Genomic DNA, 18022 nt, shown 5'->3' with positions numbered 1-18022 from the left:
GTTCATGGCATTTAAACTTTTAGCTGTTGTTCGTAACAGGCATTTCCATTCCCTTCTAGGAAACGTTATAATGGCTTTTTTCAACGTACTTTCCTTTGCATTACTGGTGAGGATGCTTTCCCTGAGCGCCTTTGGTGAATGGGTGTTATTTCTGGCCACTTACAATATCCTGGATCAGATACGCACCGCCATGCTGCAATCCGGCATTATTAAGTTCAGCGCAGGAACAGACATTGCTGTTACCAGGCAGGTTACCGGGGCTGCCTGGTACATTTCCCTGGTACTCACTATCTCTTTTATCCTGCTGTCCTTCCTGGTATACGCCGTTGCTTATCCGTATTTCAGCGCCACCTGGCACTTTTTCCTGGGATGGCTCGGAGTCATGACTTTATTTTCACTGCCTTTTAACTTTGCCACCTGGGTATTACAGGCTGCGCATAGGTTTGATAAAATTGTACAGATACGTATGCTGCAAAACGGGTCCTTCCTGGTTTTACTCGGCGGCCTGTTCCTGATGAAACAGGTAACACTTCACAACGTATTGTATACCTATTCATTATCGCTGCTGATCACCAGCATTTATTGCATGATATTCCGGTGGACAGCTTTAACAACGATGGCTGCCAGAACGAAAGTCCAGGTAAAAGAACTGTACCATTACGGGCGGCTGATAGTAGGCAGTATGGTTTCTTCTGCTTTTCTGAATTATTCCGATAATCTGGTACTCAGAACAATGCTCAATCCTGCGGCCGTAGCGGTTTACAGTATTCCCCAGAAATTCATGGAGGTAATTGAAATTATATTGAGAAGTTTTGTAGCCACCTCACAGCCCACTATTTCTGCCGCTGCCAACCGGAACGACTGGAAAGAAGTATCCCGTGCCTTTTGCAGGTATACCGGTACGGTTACCATTCTCATTCTTCCTTTTGTGGTAGGATTGCTGCTCTTTACCAAACCCCTGATCCTTTTGCTGGCCGCCAAAGCCTATTTGCCGGCCACAGATATTGTGCGGATATTCCTGTTCTCGGCTATCCTCTATCCTATCGACCGCTTTATTGGGGTTACACTGGATATGATCAACAAACCGCTGATTAACTTCTACAAAAATCTCATTAAACTGATCCTGAATATTGTGCTGGATATCACGCTGGTATTGCTTTTTGCAGATATCCGTGCGGTGGCTGTTGCTTCTTCCCTGAACCTTTTATTTGCGGTCATCTTCGGATATATTTTCCTGCGGCGTTATCTTCCCGCGGTGAACCTGAAAAGTATATGGCACTACGGCTGGTTTGAATGCAAAATGTTATTGTCAAAAATAAAACTGTTCCGTTTACAGTATAAATAATCTTCAGTTTATGAAACTCGCTTTTATTATACTGAGTCATAAAAACCCGGCGCAACTATGCCGGTTGCTGAACAGGCTGCAACACCCTGCCATTGATTGTTATATACACCTCGATGCCAAATCTGATATCAATGACTGGCAGGAGGCGATGAATATGCCGCAGGTATACTTTATTGAAAAACGGGTAAATGTTACCTGGGCGGGATATGGAACCATACAGGCAGCATTGAACGGAATCGAATTTATTGCCGGCTCAGGCAGTCAATATGGCTTTATTCATCTCATCAGTGCACAGGATTATCCGCTTACGGATATGAATATGTTCTATGATTTTTTCAGCAACCGCGCAGGACAACAATTCCTGGATCTGCTTCCTGCGGATGAACTGAAAAAGATGATGCCCAAAATTACCTCCTATCATTTTGAAGATCTCCGCCTGCCGGGGAAATACAGGATCACGGCATGGATCAATAAAATATTGCCCCACAGGCGTCATCCCCTGAACCTGGAAGTGTATGGAGGATCGCTCTGGTGGAGCCTCACACAGGAATGTGCCACCTGGTGCCTGCGGTATATCCAGGATCACCCGGAGATTGAGCGCTTTTACAAATATACCTGGGGAGGGGATGAATTCATTTTCCAGACCATTATTATGAACGGGCCCTTTAAGAACAGCGTACAAAATAACTACCAGCGGTATATAGACTGGTCCGAAGGACATGCGCATCCCAAAACGTTTACCATGAGCGACCTTCCTGCTATACTGCGGTCGGGTAAATTACTGGCCCGTAAATTTGATATGGATAAAACGCCGGAACTACTGGATAAAATAGATGCGGCGGCCAACCGCCTGTAAAAAGAGAAGGCCGATCACCGTGATCAGCCTTTCTCTATTTGTACCAACATTCAAAAATCAACCGGCACTTTTTCTCCATAAGGTGTTAAAGCCACCGGTAAAATTGTACGGCAATATTTCTGCTACCTGGCAATCGAGCGTTTGCAGGAATTTAAGGCGCTTTGTCAACAGGGAAAAAGGAAATACATCTTCCACAAAATTCGTTTTCGCAAACCTCACAATTTTGAAATCACTCGCCTGCGCCAGATCCTGTAAGTCTTTACGCGTAAAGAACTGCACGTGATCCAGGTTATCTGCCTGGGATTGTGCAGTGGTACCTTTAAACCCTAGTGCACTTTTTACTTTATTAATGTTCTTCCACAAAACGGGGTTATTGCGCGCTTTGAGCATGGGTCTTGTTACACACAATTCCCTGGGGCCATTACCATTGGGAACCGTTACAACCAATAATCCATCGTCTTTCAGTGATGCGTGAATGGTGTTCAGCAGCAGCCCCGGGTGATCCAGGTGCTCCAGTACTTCGCTGCATATTACGGCATCATACGTTTCGCCCTGGGCAGTAAGCGCTTCTGCGCTGATGGCTGCAAACCTCACATTAGGATAAGTATTGCGCTGTTGGGCAACGGCAATGGTTTTCTCGCTGATATCTATTCCCAGCACTTCATAGCCAAACTGTCCGAGATGCCGGCTGATAACGCCATTACCACATCCTACATCCAATACACGTCCCCCATCCGGAATGTTGCTTTTCAGACTATCCGTTATAAAGTTGAGTCTTTTTATATCGGTGATCCGATCATATTCGTAGGTGATTACGGTGTTTGTCATATTGAAATTGATAAAATGTTATTATTTACAAAGCTGTTGATATACAGCCGCAATTTTTTCTGTCATACCGGCCACATTGAAATTCGCCGCAATGGCCGCTTTAGCATTACTTTGCAATGTAGCCCTCAGGGTATTATCCTTTGCCACCCTCACAATGGCCTCAGCCAATGCCGCGGGATTAGCTGATGGCACCAGTAGTCCGTTCTCTCCGTCTTTCACCGCTTCTTTGGTACCGTCAACATCGCTGGCAATAACGGCTTTCCCCATTGCCATGGCCTCTAATACGCCGATAGGAAAGCCTTCCCATAAAGAGGGCAGGCAGTAAATATCCGCTGCATGCAGCACTGCGGGTACATCCTGGCGGAAGCCGGCGAAAGTTACCTGCTTTTCCACGCCTGCTTCCGCAGCGGCGCTTACCGCAGCATCCATCAGTTCTCCATCTCCTATCATCAGCAAATGCAGCTGCGGCGCCTGTTGCAGCGCTCCCGCAAACCCCCTGATCATACATACCGGGTCTTTTTGATAGGTCATGCGCGCTATAAAACAAACCAGGAGTTTATCTTCCGGTATGCCATATTCCACGCGCAAGTCCGGGTAAGACTGATCGGGATTAAACTTCTGCAGGTTCACCCCATTTCGAACCACAATACCGGTAAAATCTTTAAATGCTTTGACACCGGTTTGCCGGTTGGATTCCGACACACAGATATTCACCTGAGTTTTACCGGTAATAAACCTCTCAGCAGCAATACGCAGACGTTTGGCCAGTGGATGCAGTCCGTCATGAAAAGACCAGCCATGAATGGTATATACCACCGGTAAACCCAGGCGGCGTGCGGCCCACAACACATTTGTGTTTGCGCGGGTACCATGCACATGCACAATATCTATCCGCTGGTCCTGCATGAATTTTTTTACTTTTTTCCAGACGCTGATATCAAATGCTTTCTCACTTTCGATTACAAAGACGGGAATATCCATTTTCTGTAAAGCCGTTATCATAGGGCCTTCTGTGAAAGAAAGCACGATGGGATCAAACGCGGTTTTATCCAGCGAGGCTACCAGGTCCAGTACATGACTCTCTCCCCCGCCAATTTTACCCTGGCGGATGGTTTCAAGTACCCGTGTTTTACCATTTGTTTTGCCCATACTATAACTTTTCTATCCAGCGACTATACCACAACTGGAAAACCAGCATATTCCATAATTTCTGGTGACTCACCTTTCCTCCGGACAAATAAATTTCCAACAGCTGCTCCACATGAGGCACATTGAAAAGCCCTGATTTTGCGAGGCGCTCACCTGACAGATAATATTGCATCTGTTCTTTCAGCTCGTCTTTAAACCATTCCTGCAAAGGAGCAATGAAAGGTCTTTTTGGACGTTCCATCAGGGTTTTGGGAATGTACTTATGTACAATTGTTTTCAATATATATTTATTGATACCATCCTTTACTTTAAGACCAGCAGGCACTTTTGCGAGGAACTCCACCAAACGGTGATCCAGCATAGGTTCCCGTCCCTCAATGCTCACCGACATTGTGGCCCTGTCCACCTTTACCAGGTTGTTATCTACCAGGAAAGTTTTATAGTCCACTGCCAGCAACCTGTTCAGGGGATCATTCATATTATCCAGCTCCCCGTTCATATCGAAGTTGGTTTTATAACCATCTGCCGGTACGGCGGTATAATAATTAACTTCATTTTCTGTCAGGTACTGGCTGATATATTTTAGGGCGTGCTGCGGTTTACCGCTGGCCCATATCAGTTTCATTTTTTCGTACCGGGACGCGAAATTATATTGCTTGTTAAAGTAAGGGATAATTTCCGGCGATACCACAGACATGGCGGCGCTAAGCGTGCGCTGTAAGGGCTTTGGGAAACTCCCGGTATAGCGGAGCGACTGGTTAAACTTGTTATACCCCGCAAATACTTCGTCGCCTCCATCAGCAGAGAGGACCACTTTTACTTCTTTACTGGCAAACCTGCTGACCAACGTAGTGGGTACGGTGGAATTATCTGCAAATGGTTCATCATATATTTCCGGTAAGTGATGCAACACGTCTTTCGCATCGTTGGCTCCTACTATCCATTCGTAGTGCTCGGTGCCCAGGTGCATCGCTATTTTCTTCGCTTCTTTTGATTCGTCCCACTGCGGCTCCTTATACCCAATGGTGAAGGTTTTGATGCGGCTGGAAGTATTGGACTGCAGCAGTGCCGCAACGCTGGCACTATCGTATCCCCCGCTTAAGAAAACGCCCACCGGCACATCAGATACCATGCGGTAACTGTAAGCGCTATGCATCAGTTCCTCTGTATGCTTGATGACATCATGCTCAGATAATCCTGTAAGCGGCTGACGGTAAGCATCCAGTACATTCCAGTATTGGACTTCCCGGATAGCAGCGTCGCGGAGCGATAATTTAAGGAGATGCCCCGGTTTCAGCTTATGGGTATTCTTGTAAATAGTGTACGGCGCCGGAATGTAGCTGTATTGGAGGAACAGGGACAAGCTCTTCTCATCAATCTCTTTCCGGAAAGCCGGATGTTCACAAATCCCTTTTAACTCGGATGCAAAAAGCAAGGTGCGATCATGCCAGTAGTAGTATAAAGGCTTAACCCCGGCGCGATCGCGGAACAGCGTTACTTCCTCTGCGGTGCGGTCATAAATAACAAAGGCAAACATACCGATGCATTTATCCAGGATCTTTTCACCCCATTGCGCATAGCCTTTCAGCAATACTTCAGTATCAGCACCGGAATGGAAGTGGTGACCCAGTTTTTCCAGCTCCGTGCGGATTTCTTTAAAGTTATATACCTCTCCATTGAAAATAATGGAATATTGTTCGTAGTGCATTGGCTGGTGGCCGGACTTCGAAAGATCCAGGATGGATAAACGCCGCTGACCGAGGCCAACAGATGCCTGTGGATGTTCGTACACTTCATATCCGGCGTCATTGGGGCCGCGGTGCGCCATCACATCTGTCATGCTACGCAGGATGTCTGCGTCTGATTTTTGGGTAAAATCAATAAACCCTGCTATGCCACACATATGTTATCTGGTTTAGGGTGTTTAAGATTCCAGAAAATTCCCTTCCAGAATGCATTCATATGAACCGATTCCCTTTTTAGTAAAAACTGAAGGGTATTTTTGGGAATGGTAAGAAAAGTAAAATACAGCATGAAAAACATTCTGGCTGGAAGCTTTACATTCCGGCGCATGAATAATATCCGGTTACGTGTAATATAATACGTTTTCAGCGGGCTGTTCTTTCCGGTGGTCATGGACTCCTTGTGATAGATCAGCGATTTGTACTGGTAGTATATCTTATATCCCTGGCGTTTGAATTGTTCGCACCAATCGAATTCTTCATAATACAGGAAATATACTTCCGGCATCAGGCCTACCTTTGCAAGGGCCCGGGCAGATACCATCATGGCGCCTCCATGGGCGTAATGTGTTTCTGATACTGCATCGTACTGGCCTTTATCCTCTTCACGGCAACCAATCATACTGTTCCTTCCCGTGAGTGTATCCACTGCTTTGTACCCGGCATATTCTATGGTTCCTTTCTGAAAAAAGTAATGGAACTTGGGGCTTACCACACCGGCATCCGGATGTTTGCCAAATACTTCCAGTAAGCCTTCTATCAATCCTTCGGTAAATTCTGTATCATTATTTACCAGGAAAAGATATTCACCGGTAGCAGCTTTGATACCGAGATTATTTCCTCCTGCAAAACCCAGGTTACTTTTACTTTCAATGACGATGGCAGACGGGTACTCATTTTTTATCACCGCAACCGGGTTTTCTGCAGAGGCGTTATCCACTACAATAATCTCCAGGTTGGGGTAGCTGATCCTGTTAAGGGAGGCCATGAGTTCCGCAGTTACCTTGGCATTGTTATAATTAACGGTTATAATGGATACCAGCGGACAATATGTATTACTTTCTGGCTGCATCTAATAAAGGATTGTCAATACCTGTTTGGGTATGAGTAGTATGTATAAAAGTTTTATCTGCACCTTTCAGGCGGAATAACAATAATATCATGATGCCGATAGCACGTGGTAACGTAACCACCGCAGTGAAAAGATATTTTGTAAAAAATTTCCCCGGGATAGGCAGCAGCAAACTCACTATATTCAATATAAACAACACGCTCCACCAGTAAACTGAAACCGGTACAAAGTGCTCCAGCAGCAATGAAAGCGCGGTACAAACCGTTAAGGCTGCCAGCAGCAGCATCCGCGGCAACAACGCATTCTGGCACACCGCAAGATTGAAATAATTGATGTCACCTTTGAATAAAGCCGACCATCCTTTACTCCAGAATGTGCGCAGGTATACCAGCTGACTGGACATCCAGCGTTTCCGCTGATTTTCAAATACGGCTGCATGCGTAATCTTTTCATCATACACATAGGCGTCTTCCAGGTATAAAATGCTGTGTCCTTTTGAGATCACCAGCAGTTGCAGCACCTTGTCAAATCCGCCGGTGGCCTGTATTTCACTAAGGATCTGTTTGATGAGCGGGTAGTGAAAGGCCATGCCTGAACCAATTACCGAAGAGGACAATCCAAGCGCATTGGCACCTTTGCGGTAAAGGTGATTGGCGATGATTTCATTGGCTGCATCCAGGATAGCGAAAGGCGTGTTAAGGTTTTTGGCTACTCTTTGTCCCTGAATAGCGTGGTGCCCCTGCTGATAAGCGTGATTGATCTTCAAAAGAAAATCTGCTTCCAGCATATTATCGGCATCGCAGATAAGGGCCAGGTCAAAATTGTCTCCCAACCTTTCAAAAGCGGTATTCAGCGATTTAGCTTTGGTACTTTTATCAAACTTAACGGCCATTACATTTATGCCTGTTGCTGCCAGCTCTGCCATGGTCCGTGACTGCAAAGAGTCTGCGATGACTACCACTTCAAAATGCTTTGACGGGTAACGCAGGCGGTTATAACTGTTTACAGTAGATAAAATAATACTGTCTTCTTTATATGCCGGGATGAGAATGGCAATCCTCGCGTAATCAACAGTTTCCTCGTATGCAATCTTCTTTTTCCGGCTCAAACGGCCGGCGATGGCTAACAACAGATTGTACAATACACAACCGGCCAGGTAAACAAACAGTATTACTTCAATAATCGTTATCATTATACATTATCTTTTTGAACAAGCGCGAACGGCGTACTGGCCATCAGCCACATATCATACCTGAGTGAGCGTTTATGGGCATAATTGATATCCAGGTCAATCCGTTCTTTTACGGACATATCCTTCTTTCCGCGTTTACTAACCTGCCACAAACCTGTGATACCAGCCGGAGCGAGGAATCTTTCCACCCATTCGTCTGTAGTAAGTGTGGTAGCTTCATATAAAGGTAAAGGGCGGTTACCTACCAGCGACATATCTCCCTTTAGTACATTCAGCAGCTGAGGAATCTCATCTAAACTGGTATTGCGCAGGAAGCTGCCGAGTTTGGTCACCCGCGGATCATTGGATACTTTTATAAAAACCGGTCCGTCTGTCTGCCCGTCGTACTGGTTGAGGTGCTTAATTTTATCCAGTTGCTTGTCCGCATCAGGTACCATTGTACGGAATTTGTAGAATTTGAAGACGCGGTAATTTCTTCCAGCGCGCTTGGCGGCGTAGAACACCGGACCTTTGGATTCCATCCTGATCAATACGGCAATCGTCAGCAATACAGGACTCAGCAATATTAAGCCGCTGCCGGCCAGTGTTACGTCGAGCGTACGTTTCAGGAAATTGCTGTAAAATTTGCGGTTGTATAGCCGGGTACGGAGACTGCTACTTTTATATACCGGGAAGGTGCGCATACGTTTAAACTTGCTCACGATGGCAATTTTGTTACCCAGCATATGCCATGCCTCCATTGTGATGATGTCATCAATAAATGAATGCCTGGTCACCAGCGATTTCATTTCATCAAATCCTTTTTCTGTGTATACGAAAAAAGGAATGGAGCAAAGAAACTGGTGTGTTTTAAAATAGCTGTCCCATTCAGAAAGGGCCGATTCATAGGCACTGTCGAAGCGGTAAATAATTGCCGCAGGCACTTTCTTAAAAACGTGCTGCAACTGACTGATCACTTTTTGCGCATCTTCTACGTTCTCGGTCACTATGCATCTGAACTGATCGTTTTCTGTCAGCATTCCCTTATGCGGGGCGCCAACAAAAAGCAAAATACTTTCAGCGTCCGGCATTTTGGTAAACAGGGAGCTTTTACCGGTATCTACTCCTCTGATGCTTTCTACCTGCAGTAAATTTTGAGTAAAGGTATCCATCGGTTAAAAATTAGTAGTGTATTCGTAGGTGACAATATCATTTATTATACAGCAGCAGCACTTAATTGTTTCTCAAGTATATAATCCACTTTATTTAACAATTGCATCGGGTCGAAAGGCTTTTGCAGCACTTCTCTCACACTATTATATTTTGTTGAAAGATCATTCATTTTATCGGCATAGAATCCCGAAAGTACCACTACCGGCGTATCCTGGTAGAGATAGCTGCCTGACAGATAATCCAGCAGTTCCCAGCCGTCGATATTCGGCATCTGCAGGTCGGTGATGATAAGATCCGCTTTGTTTCCTTTCAGCAGCCAGGTGATTGCCACCAGTCCATCCTGTGCGGAAACTACCGAATATTCTTTTCCTAAAACTGCCTCCAGCAAATAACGCATCGGCATGCTATCGTCTATTACTAAAATTTTCTTTTTCATTTATACCTTCTTTACAAACAATTATTAAAACCGTTAATATGGGACGTGCAAATTATTTTGCAAACTCCCGAAGGCCTTTGATGGGATGTGGTCAATTATTAGTCAGGTAAATTACCTTCTGCGGTTTTAACATGGGGATATGAGAGAGGAAAGATGGTTTTTACATTTTTGCTGTTCGTTACCAGATCTGTTATCTGATGAACATGAAGCAAAAGTATTATTTTCAGGATATCATAGATACTTTTTTTGGTAAACGACTTAATTTGGAGGGTAAGTGTTGCAATTTTTACTGTAAACGGTCGGAATGATGTCAATAAAACGATATGAAACAACGATCTAATATAAAAATACAATTGCGTATGATCCAAATTATGATACTTTTGCACTGAAAACATACGTATCCCCATAAATGTATTGTCCTCTATGTCAATTTTGTCTGTGATTTTCTGGTTGAGCATTTTTATAGTATGCTATAGTTACGTAGGATATGGTTTGTTGCTTTATCTTGTAATCCGCGTCAAACGGCTATTACAGGGCAAAAAAGCTGATGCGGCCGCACCTTTTGTACCCGATGTTACCTTCCTGGTAGCTGCTTATAACGAAGAAGATTTTATTGCAGAAAAGATAGCAAACAGCCTCGCAATGGATTACCCTGCGGGGAAAATACAGTTCATTTTTGTGACGGACGGATCTTCCGACAACACCAATGAGATCATTTCGCAGCATCCCCGGATCACCTTATTATATGATCCGCAGCGCAAAGGAAAAATGGCCGCGGTAAACCGGGCCATGGCAATGGTTACCACTCCCTTTGTAGTATTGTCTGATGCCAATACCCTGCTGAATCCCGCCGCGGTATCCCTGCTTATGCAGCACTTTGCAGATGACCAGGTGGGCGTGGTGGCCGGCGAAAAGAAAGTAATGGCTACTACCGGCGGTGCAGAAGCCCAGGGCGAGGGCATGTACTGGAAATATGAATCGTTACTGAAAAAATGGGATGCAGAACTGTATAGTGTAATGGGTGCTGCAGGAGAACTGATAGCGATCCGTACTGCGCTTTATGAGCAGCCCCAGGAAGATACCATACTGGACGACTTCATGATTTCATTTAAAATAAACATGAAAGGTTACCGGGTAATGTATGAACCTGCCGCCTACGCCATGGAAACCTCTTCTGCTTCCCTCCAGGAAGAGTATAAGCGTAAAGTAAGGATCAGCGCAGGCGGATTTCAGTCGATGGGCCGGCTGCTCCCGCTGCTGAATCCTTTCAGGTATCCTAAAATTACGTGGCAGTATATCTCCCACCGGGTGCTGCGCTGGACGCTTGCGCCCTTGTCCCTCCTACTGGCCCTGGTTGCCAATATTCTTCTTATCGTGTTCAATGGCGGCCCTGTATATATAATTACCGGTGTATTACAGCTGCTTTTCTATATGGCCGCATTTACCGGTTACGTACTTGCCCAAAAGCAGATCAAAGCGAAATACTTCTATATCCCTTTTTACTTTGTGTTTATGAACGTAGCCGTTTACATCGGTTGCATACGCTTCTTCAGGAAGCGGCAATCTGCTGTTTGGGAACGGGCACAACGGAGTATTGCCGTTCAATAATGGAGTGCCGGTTTATTTCACCCGATAAAAATTTGCGTTTACCAGCAAAAAAACGCCGTTTGCAAAAAAATTCCTTATATATAGATACAGTTATTTACTTTAGCGGTGAATATAAAAACCAATTGTAGAATCATTTTTTGTCACAAATGAGCTGAGAATACAAATGCACCATCAGTGAATTGATGATTTACCTACAGCCATTTTTCTAAGACCTCATCCTTCGATAAAGCCACGTCACCTTTGGATAGATATCCGGAGTGTATTTAATTTTTACCATCTCCTTTGAATTGCAAGTATATCCGGCTTTCCGGATCAGTGCTTGTTATACTTTTTTTTCTGCAGTTAAAGCCGAATGACTGCCAGATAACATAACATATAACATACTTCCATGAATCGAACTTTACACCGCATGCTCCTTTTAATGCTCTTGGGTCTCTGCTATCTATCAGCAGTGAAGGCACAAACAGCATTAAACCCCAGTGATCCCGTTATCACTTACAATCCTGCCAATCCCCCAGCGGATCCACAGTATGATAAGATCACCAAATGGGTGAGAACAGTCAGGATGAGCTACAACACAGATTCTTATAAATGCTACATTTATAAGAACATGGCGTTTCGCCTGAAATTCCCCAAAACGTACGCTCCTGGCGTGAATGATGGAAAAAAATATCCCATCTACCTGTTCTTTCATGGTGTAGGTGAAAAAGGCACCATCTACGATAACGAATTCCATTTATTATGGGGAGGCCAGACATGGGCCAACCGCGTTGATAATGGTCAGTTCGACGGCTACTTAATATATCCTCAAAGCCAGGGTGGCTATTGGGGCCCCAACGACTACGATAACCTGAAAGAAGTAATCGATTCCATTGTTACCAGTGCGAAAGGCGATCCCGATCGCCTGATCGTAAATGGATTGTCCGGTGGCGGATGGGGCACATGGGAATTCACCATGCGCTATCCCCAGTTAACGGCGGCTTCGTTGCCAATGAGTGCGATGGCCATAGACTACGGCAATCATATTGATACCTACAAATTTACGCCGATGTGGCTTTTCCAGGGTGGCCTGGATGGCAACCCGGCTCCTTATACTACCAACCAGGTGGTGGCATTGATTAATGCCGCCGGTGCTAATTTTAAACTCACTACTTATCCCAACGATGAACACAATACCTGGAACGATGCATGGAATGAAGCAGATTTTGTTCCCTTCATGCTGAGAGCCAACAGGCTGAATCCTTATCCATTATATGGTTCATCCACTTTTTGTCCTGGTCAGACTATTACCATAGGTATAGCGCCGGGATTTTCGCAGTATGAATGGCAGAAAGATGGCGTCACTATATCTACCGGCACATCCAACTCAATCGTGGTTACCACTCCCGGTACCTATCGCGTAAGAGGACAACTCCCTACCGGCTGGACCGGCTGGTCAGTTACCCCGCTGGTGATCAGCTATAAACCTGCTTCTCCTGCGCAAACCATTACTACCTCCCCTGCCCTTGCCAGCAATGTGCTCCCGGCTACGGATGGCACTACCAGTCTTACCATGCAGGTACCGGCCGGTATGCTCAACTATGAATGGATACGTGCAGGCAGCGCTACCGTTCTCAGCACCACTAACACTTTAACTACTTCTACTCCCGGAGCATATGTAGTGCGGGTTACAGCACCCAACTATTGCATCGGTACTTACTCCGATACTTTCCGGATTATAAACAGCACTGGTGTAAACGGGCCTGATCCTATCAGCAGCCTGGCTATAAACAGTTTCACCAAAACACAGATCGTGCTGTCGTGGGTGGAAAATGCCACACCGGCCTACAACGAAAAGTACTTTGAAATATACCGCGCAACCCAGGCGGGTGGCCCATATATACTTGTTGGTAAAAACAATGCCAACGTAGTTACTTTTACTGATAACAATCTCATTCCAAATACCAGCTATTTCTATAAAGTACGTCCTGTAAACGACAATGCAGCCGGGCCTCTTTCTGCGGAAGTGAAAGGCACCACTGCGTCAGACAGCTCTGCTCCTTCTGCCCCTCCGTCTTTAACCCTCGGTAGCTACACCAATAACCAGGTAATATTAAACTGGTTGGCTGCTACAGATGATGCAGGTATCGCCGGCTATGATATCTATGCAAACAATGTGTTGGTAACCTCCGTAGGCAAAGTACTTACTGCAACCGTAACCGGTCTCGCAGATGGCACCTTGTACAACTTCTACGTGAAAGCAAAAGATGTGTCGGGAAAATCATCTACTCCAAGTAACCAGGTAACGGTGAGAACCAAAAAGGCAAATCTTAATTATAAATATTATACCGGTTCTTACAGCACATTGCCCAACTTCACCAATCTTACGCCTGCGCAAACAGGCAAGGCTTATGTGCCTGACCAGAGTATCGTACCAGCCGGTGTTTCCACCAACTACGCCGTAATGTGGACAGGTTATATCCGTATCCCTGTTACCGGTACCTATAAATTTGAAACGTATTCAGATGATGGCAGTAAGCTGTATTTTAATAAAGCATATTCCAACTCTGCTACCGCTACCGTAAACAACGATGGCGCACATGCGGCGGCTTATGCAGCAGGCACTGTAATTATCAGTGCCGGTGTGTATCCTATCACGGTTACCTACTTCCAGGGTAGCGGCGGTTCTGCAATGGGCGTATACTGGACCAGTAGCGCGGCAGGCATTAATACCCGCACGCTGATACCAGCAGAGGCCTTTGTTGATACATCAGTAGTGAATGGTACCGCTCCTACCGCCCCAACCACCCTCGCAGTAGCTGTAAACAATTACAGTAAACTGAACCTGACGTGGGCAGACAAGAGCAATAATGAAACAGGCTTTGAAATTTACAGGAGCACCAGCAGCGGCGGCACTTATACCATTGTGGCTACTGCAGCTGCCAACGCGGTAAGCTATACAGATACCGCACTGAACGCTTCCACTCCTTATTATTATAAGATACGGGCTATCGGCCTTTATGGTGAATCTGCTTACACGTCGGTAGCCAATGCTACCACAGCAGCTAAACCATTACCACCGGTAGTACCCACCAACCTCGTTACACAGGCGCTTTCCACCCAGGTAGTGAAATTAACCTGGACTGATAACAGCACCATTGAAACTGGCTACGAAGTTCAGCGTTCCCTGGCAGACAGCCTGCACTTCAGCGTGCTGAAAAGCCTTGGTCCTGTGGCTTCCGGACAGGGAACGTTCAATGACTCTTCCCTCGTCGCCAATACAATTGTATACTATAAGGTAAGAGCTTTTGGTGAAGGTGGTTACTCCGCATTTACCAAAGCGGTAATCGCAAAATCACTGAACAATCCACCGGTGATAGCTGACATCAGCAGTCAGACGATCCGCTATGGCACCACCCAGAGCATACCGCTGTCAGCTACCGATCCGGATAATGATGTGATTACTTTTAGTCTTTATAACGCACCTGCATTCTTCTCCCTGCAGCAGAACGCTGGTACCACTTCCCTGATCCTGGCGCCAACAGCAGCGCAGCAGGGCACCTATAACGGTGTTGGAGTGATCGCCACAGATGCTAACGGAGGAAAGGACACCGCGTTGTTCAATATCATCGTAAATGATAACTATCCTCCGGTAATAGATTCTGTTGCAGGATGGAGCGTGGATGAAGGAACGCAGAGGAACGTAAAGGTATCCCTGCATGATCTGAATCCGGGTAATACCTACACCTGGACAGCACTCCAGATCCCGTCTTTTGCCACCATCACCAGTAATAATGATACCTGTGTCATCAACCTGCAACCAGGATTTGGTGCATCCGGTACTTATACTGTTAAGTTACAGGCAACCGATAACAAGGGCGGCATTGATGTGCGCAGCTTCCTGTTAACGGTGGTAGATAAGCCAACGCCTAATTATAAGCTGCTCCTCAACTTCACATTGAACAGCATGGCGCCTGCACCGTGGAATAACATTACCGGGGCTACCGCCAATCTGAAAGACGACAACGGAACAACCACCAGCGTTGGCCTGTCGTTCGATGAAACCTGGTGGGCTGCCGGCACAGAAGGTGCTACCACCGGCAACAACAGTGGTGTATACCCTGATGCTGTGATGAGCCAGTACCTCTACTTTGGTTCGCTTCCCGGCTTCTTTACAGGTGCGCCGGCTATGCACGGACATCTCACCGGCCTGGAAACAAACAGGACTTATTCCATTAAGTTCTTCTCCAGCAGTAAATGGTGGGCGCCGCAGCCGGATAATGGCAGCACGCAGTACACTATTAATGGTGTAACCAAAGCCCTGAACGTTCAGAATAATACTACGAATACAGCAGTTTTCGAAAACCTGACAGCAGATGCTAATGGTGAAATTAAATTTACCCTCAGCGTTCCTGCAGGCGGACAGGTAGGTTACCTCAATGCGATGGAAATAAACGCGGGCGGAGCCGGCGATACTACCGTCGTGGTAAATAAAGCCCCTGTAATTGCGGCTATTCCGAATAAAACGCTGGCAGCCGGAGATACCCTGCATGTACAGCTCCAGGGATCCGATCCTGAAAACGATGCCATTACGTACACCGGTTATAATCTCCCTGCCTTTGTTTCAGTAGTACAGTCACAAGGTAGTAATCCTTACCTCCTGGTGGCTCCTGCTACCAGCAATGCGGGCCAGTTTAATAACATCGGCGTAATTGGTACTGATACACATGGCAACAGCGACACCGTGGTATTTAACCTCACCGTAAATGCACCGGCAGGTGGAGATACCAGCGGATATAAACTGCTCCTCAGTATCAAACAAAACAGCACTGCACCAGCACCGTGGAATAATGTTACCGGAAAAGTGACCACCAACCTGAAAAACGACAAGGGTCAAACAACTGCATCGAGCCTGGTGTTTGATGAAACCTGGTGGGCTACCAACGGCGAAGGCGCTATTACCGGTAATAACAGTGGCGTATACCCCGATGCAGTGATCAACGACTTCCTCTACTTTGGCTCATTGCCGGGCTTCTTCACAGGGGCACCAAGCATGACCGGCCACATTACTGGCCTGGAAGCCGGTAAGAAGTTTACCGTTAAGTTCTTCTCCAGCAGTAAATGGTGGGCGCCGCAGCCGGACAATGGCAGCACGAAGTTCACTGTCAACGGCGTTAGCCAGACACTGTATGTACAAAACAATTCTGCGAGCGTGGTGAGCTTTACAAACCTCAGCCCCGACGCAAATGGTGAAATAGTATTTACGCTGAGTATTCCTGCAGGCGGACAGGTAGGTTACCTGAATGCGATCGAAGTGGTTGCAGGTACTTCCTCAGCACCGGCAGTCAATCACGCACCGGTAATAACAGATATTACCAACCAGAGTCTGGAGGCAGGTTCCAGTCTGAATGTTCCAGTAACGGCAACGGACGCGGACAACAACCCGATTACGTATAGCACCGTCAACCTGCCTTCTTTTGTTACCCTGGTACAATCAGGTGGTAGTGTATCCCTTTCTGTAGCGCCAACTATCAGCGATGCAGGTACTTACAATAATGTAAAAGTTATTGTGAAGGATACATACGGCGCTGCCGACACCACTACATTCAATATCACGGTAACCCAGGCGCCTAACACCAGTGGCAGCTACAAACTGTTACTGAACTTCAAGCTCAATAATACGGTACCGGCGCCGTGGAATAACATTACAGGCGCTACGTCCAACCTGAAGAATGATCAGGGACAAACCACTTCCGTAGGATTAAGATTTGACGAAACATGGTGGGCTGCCGGCGTTGAAGGAGCTACCACCGGTAATAACAGCGGTGTGTACCCGGATGCGGTACTGGCTGAATACCTGTACTTCGGTTCATTATCCGGCTTCTTTACAGGCGCACCGGTTATGCACGGTCACCTTACCGGGTTAAGCGCCAATACCACTTATACCATCAAGTTCCTGTCCAACAGTAAATGGTGGGCGCCGCAGCCTGATAACGGCAGCACCCAGTTCACCATCAATGGTGTAAGCAAAACATTGAATGCGCAAAACAATACCAGCACCACCGCAGATTTCGCGAACCTTACAGCAGACGCTAACGGTGAAATTGCGTTTACGCTTAGTATCCCTCCGGGCGGTCAGGTAGGCTATCTGAATGCAATGGAAATTATTGCCACCACCAACATTCAGAACCTGGGCAATAATACGCAGCTGATGGGAACGGGTAATTCAATGATCACCACCACAAATACTGCAAAAAGCAGTATGCTGGTGAACGTTTATCCAAACCCTTATATAGATAACCTGGCCATTGATATGACACTGCAGAAAACAGCACCTGTAATGCTCATTGAAATCAATGACCTGAGTGGTAAGCGCCTTTACAGCGAAACCAGGAAAGAGGTACCACAGGGTAAAAACCTGATAAGGATCAATACACAGCGTACAGTGACACTGCCGGGTGTATATATCCTGAGGATCACTTCTTCTACCGGTGAAACAAAGAGCGTTAAACTTATCAGGCAGAACTGAGTTGTAACTGAATGATTACTATAAAAGTAAAACCGTTCCGGGCAATGTTCCGGAACGGTTTTTTTATAAAATAATCGCTTTACCCGCCAAACTTCAGCGGTTACCAACTAATTTTTATGTTTCGCTTAAAAATA

At 46.1% G+C, this 18022-nt stretch carries 11 protein-coding genes; 4 read left to right on the top strand and 7 right to left on the bottom strand.

Going from position 1 to position 18022, the window contains the following annotated elements:
- Positions 1–4: 4 nt before the first annotated feature.
- Together ACLHR0_RS23795 and ACLHR0_RS23790 are read left to right on the top strand one after the other, a co-directional pair.
- On the top strand, positions 5–1345 hold the full coding sequence (locus tag ACLHR0_RS23795; protein ID WP_436490028.1) for a lipopolysaccharide biosynthesis protein: 1341 nt from the start codon (positions 5–7) through the stop codon (positions 1343–1345).
- Between the two features lie 10 nt (positions 1346–1355).
- On the top strand, positions 1356–2201 hold the full coding sequence (locus ACLHR0_RS23790; RefSeq protein ID WP_429047738.1) for a beta-1,6-N-acetylglucosaminyltransferase: 846 nt from the start codon (positions 1356–1358) through the stop codon (positions 2199–2201).
- 57 nt (positions 2202–2258) lie between these two features.
- On the opposite strand, the gene ACLHR0_RS23785 is transcribed toward ACLHR0_RS23790, so the two are convergent.
- The 7 genes from ACLHR0_RS23785 to ACLHR0_RS23755 are packed head-to-tail and all read right to left on the bottom strand — an operon-like array spanning position 2259 to position 9772.
- Positions 2259–3029: a class I SAM-dependent methyltransferase gene (locus ACLHR0_RS23785; RefSeq protein WP_436490025.1), complete on the bottom strand. Its 771-nt coding sequence runs from the start codon at positions 3027–3029 to the stop codon at positions 2259–2261.
- Positions 3030–3050: 21 nt separating this feature from the next.
- Entirely contained in the window at positions 3051–4178 is a 1128-nt protein-coding gene (locus ACLHR0_RS23780; RefSeq protein WP_436490023.1) for a glycosyltransferase family 4 protein, read from the bottom strand.
- Position 4179: 1 nt separating this feature from the next.
- Positions 4180–6081 (bottom strand): asparagine synthase (glutamine-hydrolyzing), encoded by a 1902-nt coding sequence (gene asnB, locus ACLHR0_RS23775; protein ID WP_436490021.1) that lies wholly within the window; start codon positions 6079–6081, stop codon positions 4180–4182.
- A complete protein-coding gene (locus ACLHR0_RS23770) occupies positions 6069–6992 on the bottom strand; it encodes a glycosyltransferase family 2 protein (protein ID WP_436490019.1) in 924 nt (307 codons plus the stop codon). The genes asnB and ACLHR0_RS23770 overlap by 13 nt, the downstream gene beginning before the upstream one ends.
- Positions 6976–8184: a glycosyltransferase gene (locus ACLHR0_RS23765; RefSeq protein WP_436490018.1), complete on the bottom strand. Its 1209-nt coding sequence runs from the start codon at positions 8182–8184 to the stop codon at positions 6976–6978. Before ACLHR0_RS23765 ends, ACLHR0_RS23770 begins: the two co-directional genes overlap by 17 nt.
- On the bottom strand, positions 8184–9335 hold the full coding sequence (locus ACLHR0_RS23760; RefSeq protein WP_436490016.1) for a sugar transferase: 1152 nt from the start codon (positions 9333–9335) through the stop codon (positions 8184–8186). Before ACLHR0_RS23760 ends, ACLHR0_RS23765 begins: the two co-directional genes overlap by 1 nt.
- A 44-nt stretch (positions 9336–9379) precedes the next feature.
- Positions 9380–9772: a response regulator gene (locus tag ACLHR0_RS23755; protein WP_370910356.1), complete on the bottom strand. Its 393-nt coding sequence runs from the start codon at positions 9770–9772 to the stop codon at positions 9380–9382.
- Positions 9773–10195: 423 nt separating this feature from the next.
- Between ACLHR0_RS23755 and ACLHR0_RS23750 the strand changes: the two genes are divergently transcribed.
- Together ACLHR0_RS23750 and ACLHR0_RS23745 are read left to right on the top strand one after the other, a co-directional pair.
- The gene (locus tag ACLHR0_RS23750) at positions 10196–11380 is read left to right on the top strand and encodes a glycosyltransferase family 2 protein (RefSeq protein ID WP_436490014.1); all 1185 of its coding nucleotides are present in this window, start codon (positions 10196–10198) and stop codon (positions 11378–11380) included.
- A 388-nt stretch (positions 11381–11768) separates the two neighbouring features.
- The gene (locus ACLHR0_RS23745) at positions 11769–17888 is read left to right on the top strand and encodes a fibronectin type III domain-containing protein (RefSeq protein ID WP_436490012.1); all 6120 of its coding nucleotides are present in this window, start codon (positions 11769–11771) and stop codon (positions 17886–17888) included.
- Positions 17889–18022: the final 134 nt, after the last annotated feature.

The organism is Chitinophaga sp. ARDCPP14, from assembly GCF_051362515.1.
In the GTDB taxonomy this organism is placed as follows: domain Bacteria; phylum Bacteroidota; class Bacteroidia; order Chitinophagales; family Chitinophagaceae; genus Chitinophaga.
This window is presented reverse-complemented; position numbering and strand designations above follow the sequence as displayed.